This is a genomic window from Ewingella allii (assembly GCF_044430645.1).
GTDB classification, from domain to species: Bacteria; Pseudomonadota; Gammaproteobacteria; order Enterobacterales; family Enterobacteriaceae; genus Ewingella; species Ewingella allii.
This window is the reverse complement of sequence record NZ_JAWUDN010000001.1, coordinates 637663-658519: the sequence shown is the minus strand read 5'-3', so window position 1 is coordinate 658519 and position 20857 is coordinate 637663. Positions and strand designations below refer to the sequence as shown.

Annotated in this window: 18 protein-coding genes and 1 other RNA gene; 10 read left to right on the top strand and 9 right to left on the bottom strand. The window is 53.9% G+C overall.

Translation table 11 applies throughout. From position 1 onward, the window contains the following. Window positions 1-51: 51 nt before the first annotated feature. Entirely contained in the window at window positions 52-1149 is a 1098-nt protein-coding gene (ydiK, locus tag SBO83_RS03210; RefSeq protein ID WP_396130430.1) for an AI-2E family transporter YdiK, read from the top strand. Between the two features lie 208 nt (window positions 1150-1357). After that, window positions 1358-1468: antisense sRNA RprA (gene rprA / locus SBO83_RS03205), an RNA gene on the top strand. Between the two features lie 139 nt (window positions 1469-1607). On the opposite strand, the gene ppsA is transcribed toward rprA, so the two are convergent. Next, window positions 1608-3986 (bottom strand): phosphoenolpyruvate synthase, encoded by a 2379-nt coding sequence (gene ppsA / locus SBO83_RS03200; RefSeq protein WP_396130429.1) that lies wholly within the window; start codon window positions 3984-3986, stop codon window positions 1608-1610. 512 nt (window positions 3987-4498) lie between these two features. Here ppsA and ppsR point away from each other — a divergent pair. The 8 genes from ppsR (at window position 4499) to SBO83_RS03160 (ending at window position 12885) form a co-directional block, all read left to right on the top strand. Continuing rightward, window positions 4499-5320, top strand: coding sequence for a posphoenolpyruvate synthetase regulatory kinase/phosphorylase PpsR (gene ppsR / locus SBO83_RS03195; protein ID WP_353503985.1), 822 nt, complete (start codon window positions 4499-4501; stop codon window positions 5318-5320). A 127-nt stretch (window positions 5321-5447) separates the two neighbouring features. Then, window positions 5448-6494, top strand: coding sequence for a 3-deoxy-7-phosphoheptulonate synthase (locus SBO83_RS03190; protein ID WP_396130428.1), 1047 nt, complete (start codon window positions 5448-5450; stop codon window positions 6492-6494). A gap of 261 nt (window positions 6495-6755) precedes the next feature. After that, the gene (gene hemP / locus SBO83_RS03185) at window positions 6756-6956 is read left to right on the top strand and encodes a hemin uptake protein HemP (RefSeq protein WP_353502431.1); all 201 of its coding nucleotides are present in this window, start codon (window positions 6756-6758) and stop codon (window positions 6954-6956) included. Between the two features lie 100 nt (window positions 6957-7056). Next, window positions 7057-9141 (top strand): TonB-dependent hemoglobin/transferrin/lactoferrin family receptor, encoded by a 2085-nt coding sequence (locus SBO83_RS03180; RefSeq protein WP_396130427.1) that lies wholly within the window; start codon window positions 7057-7059, stop codon window positions 9139-9141. A gap of 75 nt (window positions 9142-9216) precedes the next feature. Beyond that, window positions 9217-10251: a ChuX/HutX family heme-like substrate-binding protein gene (locus tag SBO83_RS03175; RefSeq protein ID WP_396130426.1), complete on the top strand. Its 1035-nt coding sequence runs from the start codon at window positions 9217-9219 to the stop codon at window positions 10249-10251. After that, window positions 10248-11078 carry an ABC transporter substrate-binding protein gene (locus SBO83_RS03170; protein ID WP_396130425.1) on the top strand — a complete coding sequence of 277 codons (831 nt, stop codon included), beginning with the start codon at window positions 10248-10250 and terminating at the stop codon, window positions 11076-11078. The genes SBO83_RS03175 and SBO83_RS03170 overlap by 4 nt, the downstream gene beginning before the upstream one ends. Continuing rightward, a complete protein-coding gene (locus SBO83_RS03165) occupies window positions 11078-12100 on the top strand; it encodes an iron chelate uptake ABC transporter family permease subunit (RefSeq protein WP_396130424.1) in 1023 nt (340 codons plus the stop codon). Before SBO83_RS03170 ends, SBO83_RS03165 begins: the two co-directional genes overlap by 1 nt. Further along, window positions 12067-12885, top strand: coding sequence for a heme ABC transporter ATP-binding protein (locus SBO83_RS03160; RefSeq protein WP_396130423.1), 819 nt, complete (start codon window positions 12067-12069; stop codon window positions 12883-12885). The genes SBO83_RS03165 and SBO83_RS03160 overlap by 34 nt, the downstream gene beginning before the upstream one ends. A 75-nt stretch (window positions 12886-12960) precedes the next feature. On the opposite strand, the gene SBO83_RS03155 is transcribed toward SBO83_RS03160, so the two are convergent. The 8 genes from SBO83_RS03155 to arnD all read right to left on the bottom strand — a co-directional run bounded on the left by SBO83_RS03155 (window position 12961) and on the right by arnD (window position 20849). After that, window positions 12961-14415, bottom strand: a complete 1455-nt coding sequence (locus SBO83_RS03155) for a protein adenylyltransferase SelO family protein (protein WP_396130422.1) — start codon at window positions 14413-14415, stop codon at window positions 12961-12963. A gap of 151 nt (window positions 14416-14566) precedes the next feature. After that, complete coding sequence (locus tag SBO83_RS03150; protein WP_396130421.1) at window positions 14567-15295, bottom strand: EAL domain-containing protein; 729 nt, start codon at window positions 15293-15295, stop codon at window positions 14567-14569. A gap of 344 nt (window positions 15296-15639) precedes the next feature. Beyond that, window positions 15640-16653 carry a lipoate--protein ligase A gene (locus SBO83_RS03145; RefSeq protein ID WP_396130922.1) on the bottom strand — a complete coding sequence of 338 codons (1014 nt, stop codon included), beginning with the start codon at window positions 16651-16653 and terminating at the stop codon, window positions 15640-15642. A gap of 246 nt (window positions 16654-16899) precedes the next feature. After that, window positions 16900-17379 carry an NlpC/P60 family protein gene (locus SBO83_RS03140; RefSeq protein ID WP_396130420.1) on the bottom strand — a complete coding sequence of 160 codons (480 nt, stop codon included), beginning with the start codon at window positions 17377-17379 and terminating at the stop codon, window positions 16900-16902. A gap of 167 nt (window positions 17380-17546) precedes the next feature. Beyond that, window positions 17547-17954, bottom strand: a complete 408-nt coding sequence (gene arnF, locus SBO83_RS03135) for a 4-amino-4-deoxy-L-arabinose-phosphoundecaprenol flippase subunit ArnF (RefSeq protein ID WP_396130419.1) — start codon at window positions 17952-17954, stop codon at window positions 17547-17549. Beyond that, window positions 17951-18283 (bottom strand): 4-amino-4-deoxy-L-arabinose-phosphoundecaprenol flippase subunit ArnE, encoded by a 333-nt coding sequence (gene arnE, locus SBO83_RS03130; RefSeq protein WP_353502441.1) that lies wholly within the window; start codon window positions 18281-18283, stop codon window positions 17951-17953. The genes arnF and arnE overlap by 4 nt, the downstream gene beginning before the upstream one ends. After that, entirely contained in the window at window positions 18280-19950 is a 1671-nt protein-coding gene (arnT, locus tag SBO83_RS03125) for a lipid IV(A) 4-amino-4-deoxy-L-arabinosyltransferase (protein WP_353502442.1), read from the bottom strand. The genes arnE and arnT overlap by 4 nt, the downstream gene beginning before the upstream one ends. Further along, window positions 19950-20849 (bottom strand): 4-deoxy-4-formamido-L-arabinose-phosphoundecaprenol deformylase, encoded by a 900-nt coding sequence (arnD, locus tag SBO83_RS03120; RefSeq protein ID WP_396130418.1) that lies wholly within the window; start codon window positions 20847-20849, stop codon window positions 19950-19952. The genes arnT and arnD overlap by 1 nt, the downstream gene beginning before the upstream one ends. Window positions 20850-20857 lie beyond the last annotated feature (8 nt).

The following is a 20857-nucleotide window of genomic DNA, read 5'->3' as shown; positions in this document are numbered from 1 at the left end:
TTTGTCCGTAATATGTGGGCTTAAGCCTTGTTTTTACTATGAGAACCAAGAATGAATCTCCCGATGAAGCGTTATGATTTACCTCAAATTATGTTTGGGGTGCTGTTTATTGCTCTGATGACGGTGGCCAGTATTTGGGTTGTTCAACCCTTTATTTTAGGCTTTGCTTGGGCTGGCATGGTGGTTATCGCCACCTGGCCGTTAATGATCAAATTGCAAAGATTGCTCTGGGGTAAGCGTTTTCTGGCGGTGATAGTGATGACGCTGCTGTTAATTCTGCTTTTCGTTTTACCTATCGCGCTGCTGGTCAGCAGCGCGATTGAAAATGGTACACCACTGGTCGAACTCGCCAGCAACCCTTCAAGCCTGCATATGCCGGACTTTAAATGGCTACAGGCTATCCCGCTGGTGGGACACAAGCTCTACAGCGGCTGGCACTCGCTGATTAACGGCGGCGGTAGCGCGTTGATGGGTAAGGTTCAGCCATATGTCGGTCAGACTGCCTCGTGGTTTGTCACTCAGGCCGGACATTTGGGTCGCTTCATCGTCCACTGTTCTCTGATGCTGCTATTCAGCGCCCTGCTTTATAGCCGTGGCGAACAGGTTGGCATGGGCATCCGCCACTTTGCCATCCGCCTGGCAGCCGATCGCGGCGACGCGGCGGTTATCCTTGCGGGTCAAGCCATCCGTGCTGTCGCGCTGGGCGTGGTAGTTACTGCGATTGTGCAGTCCGTATTGGGCGGCATTGGTTTAGCCATCGCCGGTATTCCTTACGCTACCGTGCTGACCGTGGTGATGTTCGTTTGCTGCGTAGCGCAAATCGGGCCACTGCTGGTGCTGATCCCGGCAATCGTCTGGCTGTACTGGACCGGCGACAATACCTGGGGGACAGTGCTGCTGGTGTGGAGCTGTGTGGTGGGTTCACTCGACAACGTGCTGCGTCCGGTCCTCATCCGAATGGGCGCTGACTTACCGATGCTGCTGATTCTATCAGGGGTTATCGGTGGCTTGTTCGCCTTCGGCATGATTGGTCTGTTTATCGGTCCGGTCGTTCTGGCAGTCTCTTATCGCCTGATTTCCTTATGGGTTAACGAAGCGCCAGAACCTGAGAAAAATATCGATCAGGTGGTAAAAGCGCTCGACGAGTAAGACTTAAAAACGCCGCCTGCACGCGCTTTAAGCAAGCGTTTTGCAGGTGGCATTTTCTCTTCTTTTATCCCCTCGCAATAAAACTTCCGCGCAATTTCTCTTTGGCATTTTTCTCATTCATAAACCCAGTTAATTAGTTAACTATCGAAATAATTACTATTAAGAGTATTCTTACAGACTGAAAGACTATGCAACCCTAGTATTGTTAACAGTTTGGATTTCAACCTCCTGATTTATATGCAAGCTTTCCCCTAGCTGGCATAAAACGAAATTGCTGTGTGTAGTCTTTGCCTGTCTCCAATGACGGGCCTTTTTTTGTCCATCATTCAGCAAATCGCTCGAAAAACCCTCCTCTTATTTACCCCCACTGATCCCTTATTTTGCCCCTTTGGCCATAAAAAAAGCCGTGGCTTAGGGCCACGGCTTATAAGTGTTGGGTGTTCAGCAATACTTGCCGATTATTTCTTTTCTGCCAGCGCCAGCCAGGTTTGCACTACGGTGTCTGGGTTAAGGGACAAGCTGTCGATCCCCTCCTCCATTAACCATTGCGCGAAGTCCTGATGGTCAGAAGGCCCCTGCCCGCAGATACCCACGTATTTGCCCTGTTTCTTGGCGGCTTTAATTGCCATCGACAGCAGTGCCTTGACTGCCTCGTTGCGCTCGTCAAAGAGTTCAGACACCACGCCAGAATCTCGGTCAAGGCCCAAAGTCAGCTGGGTCATGTCGTTAGAGCCGATTGAGAAGCCGTCGAAGTGCTCGAGGAATTGCTCAGCCAGCAAGGCGTTGGAAGGGATCTCACACATCATGATCACTTTCAGGGCATTTTCGCCACGTTTCAGACCTTGCCGCGCCAGCTCGGCCACTACGGCTTCAGCCTGCGCCACGGTACGCACAAACGGGATCATCACTTCAACGTTCGTGAGATCCATATCGTTACGCACTCGCTTCATGGCTTCACACTCGAGGGCGAAGCAGTCGCGGAAGTTGTCCGACACATAGCGGCCCGCGCCACGGAAGCCCAGCATCGGGTTCTCTTCGTGTGGCTCGTACTTCTCGCCACCCACCAGATTGGCGTATTCGTTAGACTTAAAGTCAGACAGACGCACAATCACGCGTTTTGGCCAGAAGGCAGCGCCAAGGGTGGCGATCCCTTCCGTCAAACGCGCCACGTAGTATTCACGCGGGCTATCGTAACCTTGGATAAGCTTGCTGATCTCTTCCTGCAATGCCGGTTCCTGCTGGTCGAATTCCAGCAAGGCTTTTGGATGCACGCCGATCATGCGGTTGATGATGAACTCAAGACGCGCCAGCCCCACCCCTTCATTCGGCAGACAGGCAAAGTCGAAGGCGCGGTCAGGGTTACCGATGTTCATCATGATTTTCAGCGGCAGCTCTGGCAGTTCGTTAACTTCCGAACTTTGCACGCTGAAGTCCAGCTCATCTTCGTAGACATAGCCGGTGTCGCCTTCGGAGCAAGATACCGTAACTTTCTGGTTCTCTTTTAGCCTCTCAGTGGCGTCGCCGCAGCCTACCACCGCCGGAATGCCCAGTTCGCGGGCAATAATAGCCGCATGGCAGGTACGCCCGCCGCGATTGGTGACAATCGCCGAGGCTTTCTTCATGATCGGTTCCCAATCGGGATCGGTCATGTCAGTGACCAAAATGTCACCGGCTTTAACATGGTGCATTTCGCTGATGTCATGGATGATTTTCACCGGACCCGCGCCAATGCGATGCCCGATAGCACGCCCTTCCACCAACACTTTGCTGCTGCCATTGAGCTGGTAGCGCTCCATCACCTGCCCGTTAGAACGGACGGTCTCTGGGCGTGCCTGCACAATGTAGAGTTTGTTATTGTGACCATCCTTGGCCCACTCGATATCCATCGGCCGGCCATAGTGTTTTTCAATTAATAATGCCTGACGCGCTAACGCCTGAATCTCTTCATCGGTCAGCGAGAAGCGATCGCTTAGCTCAGCGGGCACATCTTCAATCTGCACCTGCTTGCCGTGCTCTTGGCTGTCGGCATAGACCATGCGGATCTTTTTTGACCCCATGGTGCGGCGCACGATGGCCGGTTTGTTTTTGGCAAGCGTTGGTTTGTGGACGTAGAACTCGTCAGGGTTCACCGCGCCCTGCACCACCATCTCGCCCAACCCGTAGGCGGACGTGATGAACACCACCTGATCAAAACCGGACTCAGTATCAATGGTGAACATCACGCCTGCGGCGGCCAAATCAGAACGCACCATGCGCTGAACCCCGGCGGATAGCGCCACGCCGCGATGGTCATAGCCCTGATGCACGCGATAAGAGATCGCACGATCATTAAATAAGGATGCATACACGTGCTTGATGGCCGTCAAAATGGCATCAAAGCCCTGTACGTTAAGAAAGGTTTCCTGCTGGCCAGCAAACGACGCGTCTGGCATATCTTCGGCAGTGGCGGAAGAGCGCACGGCGAAGGAGGCGTCTTTTTCACCTTCAGACAATTGCTGATAGGCCTGGCGGATATCTTTTTCCAGCTCTGGCTGGAAAGGTGTTTCCACAATCCACTGACGGATCTGCGCGCCGGCTTTGGTCAACTGGGCAATGTCGTCCACATCAATGCTATCGAGCAAATCGTGGATGCGCGTGTTGACGCCGCTCTGGTCCAAAAAGTCATTAAAGGCTTTTGAACTGGTCGCAAAGCCATTGGGTACGGATACGCCCAAATCAGACAGATTGGTGATCATTTCCCCCAAGGACGCATTCTTACCCCCGACCTTGTCAACGTCGTTCATACCTAACTGGTTGTACCAGATAACATTGCGTAAATCGGGTTCGAGATTGGCCATGAAACAATCCTTTCTTAATTTCAATAGGCTGCTGACGAATAAGCAGACTAATAGTTGATGTACGGAAATTGGCGTATTACTGAAAAACGGTCAGTTATTTCAGACTAGCATAGAGAACAATAATCTTTGGACAGGTGAATCGATCCAGCAACTGAAACTATTTCTGTTTAAGAAAATTCCAAAGCTGGCACCATCCAGCTTGCTGTAAAAAACCAGTAATTCCTTACAAATCAGGAAGACATGCAACACACTCTCCTCTTGCCAACCACCTTACGCCTAATGCTGAATCTCTGCTGAAGCAAATCAAAACTCTGCGTAACACCTCGGAAAAAATAAAATGTCATTTCATTTTTCTCAGTCAATTTGCGCAATATCTCGCAAAGTTTGCGCAATAAAATTCTTCTGCTTTTTATTTCCACCCAATAAGACTATTACTGTTTATCTAATGCGAAAGATAAATGAAAATGCTGGCTGAGCGAGCTTGCCGAATTAACGAAATTCAGGAGTTTGATGTGGATAGATGTGTATTTTACATTTCGGATGGTACTGCCATTACGGCGGAAGTGTTGGGGCACGCGGTCCTTTCTCAATTCCCGGTTAATGCGACAACCTTCTCGCTGCCCTTTGTGGAGAATGAAGGGCGAGCCAAGGCCGTCTGCCAGCAAATCAATGATATCTATGCAAAGACCGGCGCTCGTCCGCTGGTCTTCTATTCCATTATCTCGCGCGAAGTGCGCGATATTATTGCCAGCAGTGAAGGCTTTTGTCAGGACATCGTGCAGTCATTGGTTGCGCCATTGCAAAATGAGCTAGGCGTTGAACCTACGCCCGTTGCCAATCGTACTCACGGCCTGACGGCCAGCAACATCACTAAGTATGACGCCCGTATCGCGGCCATTGACTACACGTTGGCCCACGATGACGGCATATCACTACGCAATTTAGATCAGGCTCAGGTCATTTTGTTGGGCGTATCACGCTGTGGCAAAACCCCCACCAGCCTCTATTTAGCCTTACAGTTTGGTATTCGCGCGGCAAACTACCCGTTTACCGCCGATGACATGGACAACATTCAGCTTCCTCCGGCCCTTAAGCCTCATATGCATAAGCTGTTTGGCTTGACCATCAACCCGGAGCGCCTCTCCGCGATTCGTCAGGAACGCGTGGAGAACAGCCGCTATGCTTCGCTGCGCCAATGCCGAATGGAAGTGTCAGAAGTTGAAGCCCTGTTCCGCAAAAATCAAATACGTTATCTGAACAGTACAAACTATTCGGTAGAAGAGATTTCGGCCAAAATAATGGACAGTTTCGGCATGAGCCGCCGGATGTTTTAAGAGCTTTTAATGACGTAGACGGCATAACCTGCCGTCTACAGTTGAAATCATCTAGTTTTGCGTTATTGTGATCGCCATCACTTCCCGGTATTCCTGCCGTAGCGAAGAAACACATTTCGAGAATCACATGTCACAAACAGATGAACTGCGTACGACGCGCATCGACAGCCTGATCACACCTCAGGCACTGGCAGAAAAACTGCCAGTTTCCTCGTCGGTCGCCAACAGCGTGACAACGTCACGTAAGCGAATTGAACAGATAATTTCCGGTGAAGATCCCCGTCTTTTAGTGGTCGTCGGCCCCTGCTCTATTCACGATATCGAAGCTGCCATTGACTATGCCGGGAAGCTCAACGTTCTGCGTGAACGTTATAAAGACCGACTGGAAATCGTCATGCGCACCTATTTTGAAAAACCGCGCACCGTGGTCGGCTGGAAAGGATTGATCTCCGATCCCGAGCTGAACGGGACTTTCCGCGTCAACCACGGCATCGAGCTGGCGCGCAAAGTGCTGTTGGCGGTGAATGAGTTGGGAATGCCCACGGCCACTGAGTTCCTCGATATGGTGATCGGCCAGTATATTGCCGACCTGATTAGCTGGGGAGCTATTGGCGCACGCACCACCGAGAGCCAGATTCACCGTGAAATGGCGTCAGCTCTCTCTTGCCCGGTAGGCTTTAAAAATGGCACTGACGGCAACACACGCATCGCCATCGACGCAATCCGAGCTTCTCGCGCCAGCCATATGTTCCTCTCTCCGGACAAAACCGGGCAGATGACTATCTACCGCACCTCGGGCAACCCTTATGGTCACGTGATTATGCGCGGTGGGAAAACGCCAAACTACCACGCGGCCGATCTTCAGGAAGCCTGCCGCAATCTGGCCGAGTTCGATTTGCCTCAGCGTTTAGTGGTCGATTTTAGCCACGGCAACTGCCAGAAGCAGCACCGCCGCCAGTTGGACGTGGCTGAAGACGTCTGCCAGCAGATCCGCGCAGGTTCAACTGCCATTGCCGGCATTATGGCGGAAAGCTTCCTTGAAGAAGGCACCCAGCCGATTGTCGCAGGCCAGCCTCTCACCTATGGCAAGTCGATCACTGACCCTTGTCTGAACTGGGAAGATACTGAGACCTTGATCAACATGCTGGCCGAGGCGGTGGATAGCCGTTTTTGATAGTTATCCCAATTATCTGCGCTAAGTCACGCAAAAGGGCAACTCAGTTTGCCCTTTTCAATGAGCAAATTTTATCCCCACGGTAGAATATCTTTCGCCCCGCCCGCTGATTTTCCTCACAGTTTTTACCTTTCCCCTCCCCTAAATAGGGTTAACCCTCAGATAACTGACGATTTAACATCAGATTTCTCTTGATGTGTTGTGTCAATGATTTGATAATGATTCTCACATTGATATTAATTGCTATTAACATCTGTAACTATGAATGACAAAACTCAACCCATTTCGCCTCATGCTATCGGCAACTCGCCACTGGATAGCCATGGGGAAAATACCGAGGGTGCAATCTGCATTTCGAGTGCAGATCTGCTGGGTGATGCTGGCGTAGCGACCATTATCCATCAAGGGCAACGCTACCAACTGCGTCAGACCAAGGCCGGAAAACTGATACTGACTAAATAACCGGTTTACCCTTTTAACTTACCCGCCAGCCACCCAGGTCTAAGGATCAAGGCAGCCAGCAAATCTTATTGATATGTGAAAACATACGGAGAATTGCCCCATGCTTCATACCCTTACCACACGGCTGCGTTTTTCAACTTTGAGCCTGGCGATTGCCTGCGCTCTGCCGCTGGTAGCCCAAGCCGACACCACGCCTGCCCCAGCAAAAGACAGCAAAACCACGGCTGATTCCAACAAGAAAGTGTCTGAAGACACCATGACCGTTGCTGCAACAGGTAACCCACGCGACAGCTTTGAAGCCCCTATGATGGTGACCGTCATTGATGGCACCAGCGCGGAAAGCCTGACTTCCTCTTCTTCCGCCGACATGCTGCGCCGCGTTCCGGGCCTGAGCATTTCCGGCACAGGTCGTACGAATGGGCAAGATATTTCGCTGCGCGGCTATGACCGTCGCGGAGTACTGACCCTGGTCGACGGCATTCGTCAGGGAACCGACACCGGCCACCTCAACAGCACCTTTATTGATCCGGGCTTGATTAAGCGCGTAGAAGTGGTGCGCGGCCCGTCGGCCTTGCTGTACGGCAGCGGCGCACTGGGCGGCGTGGTCTCTTATGAAACCGTTGACGCCGCTGATTTGTTGATGCCGGGACAAGACATGGGTTATCGCGTATTCGGCACCGGCGCGACGGGCGACCATAGCCTTGGCATGGGTGCCAGTACCTATGGCAAAACTGATAATTTCGACGGTTTGCTCTCTTTCGGCACTCGCGACGTGGGTGATATCAAGCAGAGTGACGACTTCAATGCGCCTAACGATGAGAACATCGGTAATGTGTTGGCGAAAGGCACCTGGCAGCTCGACCCGGCCCAGTCTCTGAGTGCAAATCTGCGTTACTACAATAACAACGCGAAAGAGCCAAAAAACCCGCAAACCCCGGCAGTCTCTAGCGGCAACGTGTGGACCGATCGCTCAACCATTCAGCGCGACGCCCAGCTGAGCTACAACCTGAAGCCGGAAGATCAGAACTGGCTCGATGCCAAAGCCACTGCTTACTATTCGGATATCAATATCAATGCGCGCCCTGAGGGCACGCCGGAAGAGAAGCGCAAGCAAACTACCAAAGGCGCTAAGCTCGAAAACCGCTCTCGTGTGTTCACTGACAGCTTCGCCGCGAACTTGCTGACCTACGGCACGGAGGCTTATAAGCAGGAACAGACCCCAGGCGGCGCGACCACCAGCTTCCCGCAGGCGGATATCAACTTTGCTTCCGGCTGGTTGCAGGACGAAATCACCCTGCGCGACCTGCCGGTTTCCATTCTGGCCGGCACTCGTTATGACAACTATCGTGGCAGCAGCGATGGCTATGCGGACGTTGACGCCGACAAGTGGTCATCCCGTGGCGCATTAACCGTTAACCCGACCGACTGGCTAATGGTGTTCGGCTCCTACGCGCAGGCCTTCCGCGCCCCAACTATGGGCGAAATGTACAACGACTCGGTGCATTTCAGCATCCCAATGGGCCGAACCACCATCGTCAACAATTGGGTGCCGAACCCCAATCTGAAACCTGAAACCAACGCCACGCAGGAATACGGTTTCGGTCTGCGTTTCAACGACTTGATGATGGCCAATGATGATTTGCAATTCAAAGCCAGCTACTTCGATACCAACGCCAAGGATTACATCACCACGGCGGTAAACATGAAGCTTGGCGTTGGGCGCACCGGGCCTTACTGCATCGATTGCAGCACCTACTCCACCAATATCGACCGCGCAAAGCTGTGGGGTTGGGATGCCATGATGAGCTACAAAACTGATCTGTTCTCCTGGGACGTGGCCTACAACCGGACTCGCGGTAAAGATGAAGCCACCGGCGACTGGATTGACAGCATCAACCCAGACACCTTGACCAGCAGCCTCGACGTGCCTATCGCGCAGTCCGCCTTCTCTCTCGGCTGGGTGGGCACCTTTGTTGAACGCTCAACCCACGTCAATACCGGCACGGCGCAGCAGGCGGGCTACGCCATCAATGACTTCTATGTGAGCTATAAAGGTCAGGACAGTTGGAAAGGCATGACCACCGCCGTCGTGCTGGGCAACGCCTTCGACAAAGAATCCTATTCACCACAGGGCATTCCACAAGACGGCCGCAACGCTAAGTTGTTCGTCAGCTATCAGTGGTAATGGCACTGTAAGGCCCCCCTAAAATCGCCCGGCCTCGTTCCGGGCGCTATCAATAAAAAAGATGAGGAGAGAGCAATGAGTTCATTAAATTACCAGAGTTATCTGCAAGCTAAAGAAGCGAATCCGGGCAAGTATGCTCGCGATCTGGCGGAGATGATGGGGATCAGCGAAGCGGAACTGACCTCCCTGCGCGTTAGCCATGATGCGGGTCGTATGGATGTTGATGCCAGAACCTTACTGACCGCCCTTGAAAAAGTCGGCGTGACCAAATCCATCACCCGCAATGAGTTTGCCGTCCATGAGCAAATGGGCCGCTATGAGAACCAGCACCTGAACGGCCACGCCGGTCTGATCCTCAATCCGCGTGAACTGGATTTGCGACTGTTCCTTCAGCACTGGCAGCATATTTTCTGCATGACCGAGAGCCACCCGAAAGGCGACCGTCATAGCATTCAATTCTTTGATGCTCAGGGCAACGCGGTGCACAAAGTCTATACCACCGACGAAACCGACATGGACGCGTGGCATGCGCTGATTGCGCAATATCGCAGCGCTGAAAACCCGGCTCTTGAGCTGGTTCCTGCGGTGAAGGCCGAAGTGAAAACGCAAGCAGCCAGTGGCGATATCGACAGCGAATGGCGCGCCATGACTGACGTTCACCAGTTCTTCCAGTTGCTGAAACGCCACAACCTCAGCCGCCAGCAGGCATTCAAGGCCGTTGGCGATGACCTGGCTTATCGCGTGGATAACGGTTCATTGGCAAATATCCTCGAAGCCGCCCGCGACCAGCAGAATGAAATTATGATTTTCATCGGCAATGCGGGCTGTGTGCAGATCTTCACCGGCCAGATCAAAAGCGTCCGCCCGCACGGTGAGTGGATCAATATCTTCAACTCGCGCTTCACCATGCATCTGATTGAAAGCGCCATCGCCGAAAGCTGGGTGACCCGCAAACCGACCAAAGACGGTTTTGTCACCAGCCTTGAGCTGTTCGCAGCAGACGGCACGCAAATCGCGCAACTTTACGGCCAACGCACCGAAGGCCAGCCAGAGCAGAACCAGTGGCGTGAACAAGTGGCCGCACTGAGCAGCGAGGGCGTCGCAGCATGAAACGTCGGTTGAGTGCATGGGCGATCGCGCTGGCCGGGGCCTGTTCCCCACTGGCGCACGCGGCAGAGCGTTTGGTGAGTATAGGCGGCGACGTGACTGAAATTGTGTATGCGCTAGGCGCAGGCGATGAAGTGGTGGCGCGTGACAGCACCAGTTTGCATCCCGAGCAGGTAAAAAAGCTGCCGAACGTCGGCTATATGCGCCAGCTTAACGCGGAAGGCATTTTGGCGATGAAGCCAAGCGTAGTGCTGAGCAGCGAGCTGGCCGAGCCTTCTCTGGTCTTGCAGCAGGTAGCGCAGAACGGCGTCAAAGTGGTACGCATCCCGGGCAATACCACGCTGGACACCGTGCCGCAAAAGATTGAAGTAATTGCCGATGCCCTCAACCGCCAGCAAGAAGGCGAGAAACTGATTGCCACCTACCGCCAGAAACTGGCGGTAGTGCCTAACAGCCCTCTGCCAGTGAAAATACTGTTTGTGATGAATCACGGCGGTACCAATGCTTTGGCCGCCGGTCAGAATACGGCCGCAGATGCCATGATCACCGCCGCTGGCGCGCAAAACGCCATGCAAGGTTTCTCCCGTTATCGCCCTCTCGCGCAGGAAGGTATTATTGCCAGCGCGCCAGACATTTTGATGGTAACCACTGACGGCATGAAGTCGCTGGGCGGCCTTGAACAAGTGTGGAAATTACCCGGCGTTGCCTTAACGCCCGCCGGTAAAAACCACCGCGTGCTGGTCCTTGACGATATGGCGCTGCTCGGTTTTGGCCTCGAAACGCCCGACGTATTGATTAAAATTCGTCAGGCCGCGGAACAGGTAAAATAATGAGCACCATGACCACCCTCGCCCACTCACGCGTCAGTACCCCGGTGCGGGTACTGGCGGGTCTGGCGATCATTCTGCTGATCTTAGCCGCCATCGCCATGAACGCCGGGGCGCTCTCCGTGCCACTGCGCAGTGTATTCAGCCGACATATGGATGACGGGCTTTGGCAAATATGGGTGACCATCCGCCTGCCCCGCGTGCTGCTGGCGGTGCTGGTAGGCTGCGCGCTGGCCTGTTCGGGCGCGGTGATGCAAGGGCTGTTTCGCAATCCACTAGCGGACCCTGGCCTACTTGGCATCAGCAGCGGCGCGGCCCTGTTTGTCGCCATGTCAATTGTGCTACCCATGTCGCTGCCGCCAATCATCGCGCTTTATGGGCAGATGTTCGCTGCCTTCGCGGGCAGCGTGGTGGTGTCGGTGATTGTGTTTACCCTCAGTCGCTTCGGCCACGGCAATTTGTCCCGGCTGCTGTTGGCCGGGATCGCCATCAACGCCATCTGTGGCGCTATGGTTAGCGTGCTGACCTACGTCAGTGATGACCAGCAGCTGCGCCAGTTCTCCCTGTGGATGATGGGCAGTCTGGGGCAGGCGCAGTGGCCGACGCTGATTGTCGCTGCAACCCTTATTCTTCCAGCCTGTGTTGCGTCCTTCTTGCTGTCGCGTCGCCTGAACCTGCTGCAGCTAGGCGATGAAGATGCCCATTACCTCGGGGTGAATGTTCGCCGCACCCAGCTACAACTGCTGTTGATTAGCGCCCTGCTAGTGGGTGTCGCCGTGGCGGTGACTGGGGTGATTGGCTTTATCGGGCTGGTTATCCCTCATCTGCTGCGTCTACGGGTGGGTGCGGATCATCGCTGGTTGTTACCCGGCTCGGCTCTCGGCGGCGCCTGTTTGCTGCTGCTGGCGGACACGCTGGCGCGAACGCTGGTCGCCCCGGCGGAAATGCCCGTCGGGCTGTTAACCAGCCTGATTGGCGGCCCCTATTTCCTATGGTTGATTTTGCGTCCGGGGACACCGCGATGAGCCACTCTCAAACCAGCCTGCGCGCTGAAAACCTGCGGCTCACCGCCGGGCCGCGCTGCCTGATCGATGATGTTTCGCTGCAACTCAATAGTGGTGAAGTGGTGGCGCTGATTGGCCCCAACGGCGCGGGCAAGTCCACCCTGCTGCGTTTACTCACCGGCTTCTTACAGGCCGATGCAGGGTATTGCGAATTAGCCGGGAAAGCCCTCTCCGACTGGGCACCGCAGGAGCTGGCCCGCAAGCGCGCGGTGATGCGCCAAAGTAGCGAGTTAGCCTTTAACTTCAGCGTGCGCCAAGTGATTAACCTCGGGCGCGCCCCCCACGCCAAGGGGCACCACGCGCAGGCGATGCAGCAGGTGATGGAGCAAACCGACTGCCTGACGCTGGCGGACAGAAATTACCGCGAGCTGTCCGGCGGCGAACAGCAGCGAGTGCAGCTCGCCAGAGTGTTGGTGCAGCTTTGGCAGCCGACTCCCACTCCGCGCTGGCTGTTTCTGGATGAGCCAACTTCGGCCCTTGACCTCTATCACCAGCAGCACACCTTACGATTGCTGCGCAGGCTGACTCGCGAAAGCCCGCTGGCGGTATGTTGCGTGCTGCATGATTTGAACCTCGCCGCGCTCTACGCCGATCGCATTGTGCTGCTGCACGAAGGCAGAGTGGTGGCCTCCGGTACCCCGACGGACGTGCTAACCGTCAAGACGCTGGGCCAGTGGTATCACGCGGATCTCGGGGTGAATTTGCATCCTGAAAGCCCTGTTCCTCAGGTGTTTTTGCGCCAATAGCCGACTCGCCAAAGTATGAATATAAAAAGGGTTCAGCATGCTGAACCCTTTTTTATGGCGACTTGCCCGCAGATGTTAACTAGAGCAGGAAACCTCCAGATGCTTGCCCCAGTCCGGCGGCAGCGCGGCCATGGCGTCATACTGCGGCGCATCGCTGTAAGGATCTCGCAGCGCCTGATGCAGTTGAGACAGCACGCTGATGTCGTCGTGCTCGGCTCGCTCAATCGCCTGTTGCGCCAGATAGTTACGCAAAATCACCCGCGGGTTAGATTGCTTCATCGCCTGTTGGCGCTCGGCGTCGCTTTGCTCTTCCAGCTGTAGGCGTTGGCGATATTGCTGATACCAACTGTCGAAGCCTTGACGGTCGATAAACTCATCGCGCAGCGGCGACAGCGACTGTTGCTGCTCCACCTCACTCAGCAGGCGGAAGGTGCGGGTGTAATCCCGCCCCTCTTTCGCCATCATGCTCAGCAGCCCGGTCAGCAAATCATTATCCTGTTTATTTTCAGTGAAGAACCCAAGTTTGCCGCGCATCAGCTGACCGTACGCCTTCATCAGTGCAGGCTCATAGGCATTTACCGCCCCTTGCAACTGCTCGGCGCTCATCAATCCCGACAGCGTCTGGGCCAGACGGTGTAAGTTCCAATAAGCCACCGCCGGTTGGTTATCAAAGCTGTAGCGCCCCTGATAGTCGGAGTGATTACAGATGAAATTCGGCTGATAGTCGTCGAGGAAGCCATAGGGGCCGAAGTCGATGGTCAGGCCGAGGATCGACATGTTATCCGTGTTCATCACGCCGTGGGAAAAGCCGACGCTCTGCCACTGGGCAATCAGTTTTGCCGTGCGCTCCACCACCTCTTGCAGCCACAGCGCGTAACGCGTCGACGGGTCGCTTTCGCTCTCCAGCAGGTGCGGCCAGTGGTGGGAAATAACATAATCCGCCAGCTGTTTCACCTGGTCGGGCTGCTTGCGATAATAGAAATGCTCGAAATGGCCGAAGCGGATATGGCTTTCCGCCACGCGCATCAGCATCGCCCCGCGCTCTGCCTGTTCGCGAAATACCGGCTCATCGCTGGTCACGATAGTCAGCGCGCGCGTTGTCGGAATGGAGAGATGATGCAGCGCCTCGGACGCTAAAAACTCGCGAACCACCGAGCGCAGCACCGCGCGGCCGTCGCCCATGCGGGAATAGGGCGTCAAACCGGCGCCTTTTAAATGCCAGTCAAAGCGGCGGCCGTCAGCCAGCACCTGCTCGCCAAGCAGAATGCCGCGCCCGTCGCCAAGCTGCCCGGCCCACACGCCAAACTGATGGCCGCTGTAGACCTGCGCCAGCGGCTTCATGCCGGGGAAGAAGGCCTCGCCCGTCCAGAATGGGCGGTGCTCAGCATTAAACAGGCTTTCATCCAGCCCCAATTCTTGGGCCAGAGGTTCACTGTGATAGAGCAGTTTTGCGCCTTGCAGCGGCGTCGGTTGCAGCGCGGTATAAAAACCCGCCAGCTGGTCCGCATAGTGGTGTTCAAACTGTGGCATAAATCCCCCTTTCTTTCAGTGTAGAACTGCCTGCGGGTGATTAACACGGAGTAAAAACAGGGAGATTAGGCTCCGGCAGGCAAAGAAAAACCCAGTAAAGCCTAATTTACTGGGTTTGGACGCATCTTATCTTTGATGATGGCGTTGTCTATTAATGAAATTGAGGGGGGCTCTCGAGCAAGGTGTCCAGCGCTGCGGCTTCAACACCCGGCCAAAGCATGCCCTTCATGCCCTGAACCTCAGTTTTATTTAACGCCTCAAAATACTCGCTACTGTCTAAGCCGTCGATCACCACATTGCGGCAGAATCTATTAAGATTTCTTAACAATGAGGGCAAAATAATGGTGAAATTTTCGCCTTGGTATAACTCCCAGAACAACGCCCTATCCAGTTTTACCCAGGTGAAAATATGGTCGAAAATCGGTGCCATATTGGCATTACCCGATCCCATTCCATCGAGCCAAAGGGTGAAATTATTTTTCAATGCCACTAATTGGGCATTCTTTTTGCCAGCAGAGAGTTGTGGAAAAGACTCATTGATACTGAGATGAATAAAGCTCAACTGCTTAAATTCATCACGTAATTCATCATTATCAATAATAATATTGGCTAACTTTTCTTCTACAGTAATATTGAGGATCACCTGATTTTTCTCAAACCAGGACGCATGTTCTTTTGCAAAGGCCACTTGTTCGGACAAAAAACGAGAGAGTTGCTGTGTGTTTAATAAGTTCAAAACCAGTTCAGTCGGCATAATAAGCTTGCTGTCTGTGCTCGCAAAACGACAAATTAATTCAACGGCTAATAGTTTGCCCTTGTTTGAATATATCGGCTGGCACAAATAGTTGCTGCTAAAGGCCGTATCGAATTGTATTTTCATTTTTTTCCAAAACATCAACGGCACTACACATTGATTAATAACTTTGTTGTATACCAATCAAACCAGAATGATGTTCTGACTCTATCAGCCGGTAATCACTCTTATTATCGATACCAAAAAAGTGCCTGTCTGGTGTTAAGTCTGCTGCTAAGTTCCCGCTTTACATCATGAAACTGATTTTAGAATTATACCCCCATATAACAGTCTGTTTATAAATGTTAGGGGGGTGAAACAGGGCGTTACACTTCAATCTTATCGTTAGCGAACATTAAGCGCAACTTAGGAAATGAACCCTCTTTTAGTGAGTTGCTCAGCAAAAAGAAGGCTTATTAGAATGATTGTTTTTACTGAATGCAGCTGACCAGCCACCGCTGCAATTCACTTAATTCTGCCTGAAGAGCCGGATAGCGCTGAATGATGCGTCGGCAGACGTTTTCTACCTCGGTTGGACGATACGGCGTATCAACCAGTTCAACCGCCAATTCGTTCAATGGCGCGGGGTGTAGGCTGTCGGTGAACACCTGTGCACGGCTAATATGGCCTTTTAATACATCAAAGTGGATATCCACGCCGCCCCAAACAAAACGCTCATTGAGCAGATGGCTAAAGGCCGGCGCTTTGCCGAAATTCCATTCCCAACTGCTCTGTTTGGCGAACTGTGCCTCGAAGCCGGGTAGATCCGGGAAAACATCAGGAGAGATGATTTCCGGCTCCACTTCCACGCCGTACCAATCAAAGAATGAGTCAATAATGGCGTCACACACCTGCTGATGATTTATCTCAGGAATTAACTCATTGAGATTAGCCACCCGCGAGCGCACCGAAGTGATGCCCTTGGCTTGCAACTTTTTGGGGTCAGGATTGAGGTAGTCGGCCAGACGGCTGAGATCGGCGCTGAGCAGCAGCGTACCGTGGTGGAAACCGCGATCCTGCGTCTCTTTATAGGCTGAGCCGGAGATCTTGCGCTCGCCGTCCGCCGTTTGCGCCACCAGATCATTGCGGCCTGAGGCACTGGCGTTGACGCCCAGCGCGTTCAGCGCATTGAGGATAATGGCGGTGGAGACACTTTTGTCGTATTCCGGCTTGCCGGCCATAAAGGTGAAACAGGTATTGCCTAAGTCATGAAACACCGCCCCGCCGCCGCTGCTGCGACGCGCCAGGCGAATCCCATCCTGCTCCATCCGGCGAGTATTGCACTCCTTCCACGGGTTTTGGGCCTGCCCGATGACCACCGTCTCGGCATTACGCCACAGAAAGAGAATCCGCTGGCTGGTCATCTGCCGGAAAATACAGTCCTCAACGGCAAGGTTAAACCAGGGATCATAAGAGTCGGAAAGCAGCAATCTGATAGGTTTCATCACGTTTCATCCTGAAAGAGTTTCACCCGATGATATCAGCAAAAAAGCCGATCAAATACGCAGAGCCTGCGAGGGAATAGACAATAAACATCAAAAGATACCGCGAAATCTTCCACAACATTCCGCAAAATCATTCGAGTTGCGTCAAGGCGGCAACTGAACGAAGCCAAGGAGCTTACATAAGTAAGTGACTTGGCTTCGCGAGGGCAGCCAACGCAGGAGCAGCTTGAAGGATGAAGCGGAATTTTAGATGCGGCGAGCCTGCCAATACACCTTTCGCCAATAAACATTATTTAGCGATGATCGCGTCACACCCTGACTGGTGGAGGCGTGAATAAACTGGTCGCCGGTGTCGTAGATGCCGACGTGCAGGCCGTTTTCACCACTGCCGGTTTTGAAGAACACCAAATCTCCCGGCAGCAGTTCGTCTCGGGAGACTTTAGTGCCAATTTCAGTTTGCGCGCTGGTGGTGCGAGGTAACACCATGCCGAAGCGATCGCGGAAGGTGCGGAAGACAAATCCAGAACAGTCGACGCCGCTAGGTTGCAGGCCACCATAGCGATAAGGCGCGCCCCGCCACTGGCTGAGCTGATCGTTGAGCTGCGCCACCACGGCAATGGAGTCGGATAACTTGCCGCTCGGCGGCGGCGCGTGGCTACTACAACCATTGAGTACCAGAGCAGCTAATACCAGCAGAGAATACAAGGTTCCGGTGGTCCAACGCATGGCAGTCCTTCCTTTCGGGATGACGGTCAAACGATATCAACAGGCAGAACGGTCCCTGTCAGATGTCGCCTTGCTCTAAGAGCAGGTTATTAGAGGATAAAAAGAATCTAACGCTATTTTATCCGTCATCCAATCGAAAATCGCAAATTCATTGGAATTTATCGCTTTCAGTGTGGCTGCTCGCTCGGCTTGCTGTGGATCAACCAGACGCCAAACATCACCAGTATCCCGCCGCAGGTTTTCAATAAATGGACGTTTTCATTGAACCAGGGCAGTGTTACCGCAGCCAGATAGACCAACGCATAGCTTAGGCTGAGCAAGGTATAGGCGCGGTGCAACGGTAAAATTCGCAGCGCGAAGAACCAGCAGAGCATGGAAAAGGCATAACACATGATGCCAATTGTCACCGCCGCCAGTGCCGTCAGGTTATTGAAAATAATAGAAAGTCGCAGCTCTGACAGTGAGAACAACGGGATTTGCACCATTCCCCACTTCAATAAGAGTTGCGCGAGCGTCACTAGCAGCAGGCTGCCGACGCCCCAGCTGTATCCACGCTTGGTATCTGCACGGGTCATGCGTTAATACTCATTAAGGCTATCCCCAGCATGATGAACCCGACGCCCAACCAGTGGCGGCGGTCAACATGCTCTTTGAAAATCCAGCGTGCGCACAGGGTGATCAGCACGAAATTCAGGCTTAACATGGGATAAGCAATGCTGAGAGGAATTTGTTGCAGCACGCGCAGCCAGAACAACATGGCCAAGCCGAGTAAGGCAATAGCCAAGATGAACCAGCGTATGGCAGGTTTGAAGGAGTCGCCGCCGACCTGTGCCGCCTGCTTCTGACAAAGCTGCCCGGCACAGGTCAGTATGCTGACCACTAAGACGAAGAAGTAACCAGTCATGGCAACTTACGGTAGAAGAGTAAGGCCAGGCGATTCATCTGCACTCGCTGGTCGGCCTGCGGCAATTCAGACGTCGTGCTGATTTTGCTGTCGAGTTTGATCACCACTGAGACATCCCCCTGCTGGCGAGCCGCTTGCAGCCACGCCGGGAAGTTTGCAGCACTGATGTAATGCCCTTCCGCGTCGGGATAGCCCAGGCCGTATTCCACTTCGCCCTTCTCGTCATACATCAGAATGTCGCTGCGCTTGAGAGTCCAGGCCAGGCCTGTCGCCACGCCAACGTTATCCGCCAGAACATAACGGCTATGCTGAAGTAAGGCAAGATTGGTATCCATAAAGGCCTGTGGCTGCTTGGAATCCACCACTTTTTGCGGGATCGCCTGTCCCACTAGCAGCGCCAGCACCACCGGGCAAACGGCGGCCCAGTACCAGCGGTCACGCAGCGAGGTCAGACTCAGCGCCCCGGCCAAGGCCCAAGGCACAAAGCACAGAATGCCGATGGCAACGCGCGAGTGCTCTTCTGGCGTATACACCGGTTTGATGTGCAGAGGCGTCAGGCCGGAAATCGCCACCACGGCCAGCACGGTGATAACACCAAAAATGATGTTAATAATGCCGTTGGCTTTTAGCGCACGCAGCCTGCCGGAGAGGCGGATCTGCTCGAGGTGATCGGCCATCAGCAGCGCCAGCGGCGCAAAGCACGGCAGGATGTATGTCGGCAATTTGCCTTTCGCCACGCTGAAGAAGATCAGTGGCATCAAGGCCCAGCTTAGCAGGAAGAACAGCTCCGGGCGCATCACGCGCTTGGTCCAGCCGCTGATTAATGCTCCAGGCAGCAGCCCCATCCAAGGTAAAGCCCCTAAAAACAGCACCGGAATGTAGTACCAGAACGGCGCTTTATGCTGGGCATTCTGCTCGGCGAAGCGCTGAATATGTTCCACCCAGAAGAAGTAGTTCCAGTAGTCAGGCTCGCGCAGAGCAATCGCCAGCACCCATGGCAGGCTTAGCACTAGCGCACTCAGCACCGCCAGCGGCCCCCAGCCAAACAGGGTTTTGAAGCGTTGTTCACGAACAATGATCGGCAGTACGGCAATAACCGGCAGCGCCAGCGCCAGAAAACCTTTGGTCATAAAGCCCATACCGCAGGCCAAACCGAGGGCGATCCAGCTGCCGACTTTTTGCTTAGTGGTGACGGCCTGCATACAGAAGTAGCTGGCAACCATCGCGGCGGTCATCCACAAGGTGATCATCGGGTCGAGAACGCTGTAGGTTCCGATGCTGAACACCAGTGTGAAAGAGAGATAAATCAGGGCAGCAATGCATGCCTTCTGGCGGTTACGCCACATCAGCATCGCCAGCCAGCCAATCAGCAAGGTGCTGAGCAGCGTACAAAAGACCGAGCCGAAACGTACGGCAAAATTGGTTTCGCCGAAGATCATCTGGCTAATATTGTTGAACCAATAGCCCGCCACCGGCTTTTCGAAATAGCGTAATCCCAACAGATGAGGCACCACCCAATCGCCGCGCTGCAACATCTCGCGGCTGATTTCGGCATAACGCGTTTCATCAGGCTGCCACAGTAAACGAGTATTCAGAGGCACTAAATAGACCAGCGCGAAGAACACTAACAGTACGGTGCTCCACACACCTTTGTACGCTTTGGACATCAGGAAAGACCTTCTTTCTGGCAACCTAACCACCCTTCCCGTCCTGGGAAGGTTGAACGAACGACGCGGCCCACCGGCAAGGTGCTCAGGTCAGCGGGCAGTAACTCGCCCATGGCGCAGAACTGAATGCCTTCTTGCGCAGCGCGCGTCAGTAAATCGTCAAACATGTCTGCCAGCGACATCCCTTCCACTTCGGCGTGGATGGTGTACACCGGCACGCCATCGTCTTGCTTAATGGCGTCGAGAATAAAATCGTTAAAGGTCGCGGTAGTCACCTCACTGCCGATCACTTCGTCATACGTCGGTAAAGTGACAGGTATTTGCACCGTCCCCGTTTGGCCGTTTTCCAATAAGGGCAGGAAGGGAAACTTACCCCGACAGTCGCTGTTGTAGCGAAAACCAAAGGTCTGTTTCACATCGACAACCCGTTGGTCAGCGCGCCAGCCCGCCACCGCAGAGCAATCAACCGGGCGTCCGATGCTGCGCTGCAAAGCATCCAGGCCGAGGCGAATTTGCTTCTCCAGCTGTGGCTTTGACCATTTGCCGACTTTCGCCTGCCACCCTTGGTGATCCCACGCGTGCAGCCCCACTTCGTGGCCCTGCTCGGCGGTCTGTTTCATCAATGGCGCGAAATCGCGATAGATTTGCTTACCCGGCCACGCCGTGCCCGCCAGCAAAATATCCAGTCCGTAAAGGGAAGCGGCATTGGAGCGCAGCATTTTCCACAGAAAGCGCGGACGCAAAAGGCGCCATAAATGACGCCCCATATTGTCCGGACCTAAGCTGAAGAAAAAGCTGGCAGTAACATTGTGCTTCGCAAGAACTCGCAGTAACTGAGGGACACCCTTTCGGGTGCCGCTCCAGGTATCGACATCAATTCGTAATCCGACTTTTTTCATGCAGCCTT

Coding starts and splice junctions, on each gene's coding strand:
- arnD (WP_396130418.1), bottom strand. CDS start 20,849: ATGAAAAAAGTCGGATTACGAATTGATGTCGATACCTGGAGCGGCACC.
- arnF (WP_396130419.1), bottom strand. CDS start 17,954: ATGACCCGTGCAGATACCAAGCGTGGATACAGCTGGGGCGTCGGCAGC.
- SBO83_RS03155 (WP_396130422.1), bottom strand. CDS start 14,415: ATGCCACAGTTTGAACACCACTATGCGGACCAGCTGGCGGGTTTTTAT.
- arnE (WP_353502441.1), bottom strand. CDS start 18,283: ATGACTGGTTACTTCTTCGTCTTAGTGGTCAGCATACTGACCTGTGCC.
- SBO83_RS03145 (WP_396130922.1), bottom strand. CDS start 16,653: ATGAAACCTATCAGATTGCTGCTTTCCGACTCTTATGATCCCTGGTTT.
- SBO83_RS03175 (WP_396130426.1), top strand. CDS start 9,217: ATGAGTTCATTAAATTACCAGAGTTATCTGCAAGCTAAAGAAGCGAAT.
- SBO83_RS03160 (WP_396130423.1), top strand. CDS start 12,067: ATGGTTGATTTTGCGTCCGGGGACACCGCGATGAGCCACTCTCAAACC.
- SBO83_RS03140 (WP_396130420.1), bottom strand. CDS start 17,379: ATGCGTTGGACCACCGGAACCTTGTATTCTCTGCTGGTATTAGCTGCT.
- ppsA (WP_396130429.1), bottom strand. CDS start 3,986: ATGGCCAATCTCGAACCCGATTTACGCAATGTTATCTGGTACAACCAG.
- arnT (WP_353502442.1), bottom strand. CDS start 19,950: ATGTCCAAAGCGTACAAAGGTGTGTGGAGCACCGTACTGTTAGTGTTC.
- SBO83_RS03170 (WP_396130425.1), top strand. CDS start 10,248: ATGAAACGTCGGTTGAGTGCATGGGCGATCGCGCTGGCCGGGGCCTGT.
- SBO83_RS03190 (WP_396130428.1), top strand. CDS start 5,448: ATGTCACAAACAGATGAACTGCGTACGACGCGCATCGACAGCCTGATC.
- SBO83_RS03165 (WP_396130424.1), top strand. CDS start 11,078: ATGAGCACCATGACCACCCTCGCCCACTCACGCGTCAGTACCCCGGTG.
- ydiK (WP_396130430.1), top strand. CDS start 52: ATGAATCTCCCGATGAAGCGTTATGATTTACCTCAAATTATGTTTGGG.
- SBO83_RS03180 (WP_396130427.1), top strand. CDS start 7,057: ATGCTTCATACCCTTACCACACGGCTGCGTTTTTCAACTTTGAGCCTG.
- hemP (WP_353502431.1), top strand. CDS start 6,756: ATGAATGACAAAACTCAACCCATTTCGCCTCATGCTATCGGCAACTCG.
- SBO83_RS03150 (WP_396130421.1), bottom strand. CDS start 15,295: ATGAAAATACAATTCGATACGGCCTTTAGCAGCAACTATTTGTGCCAG.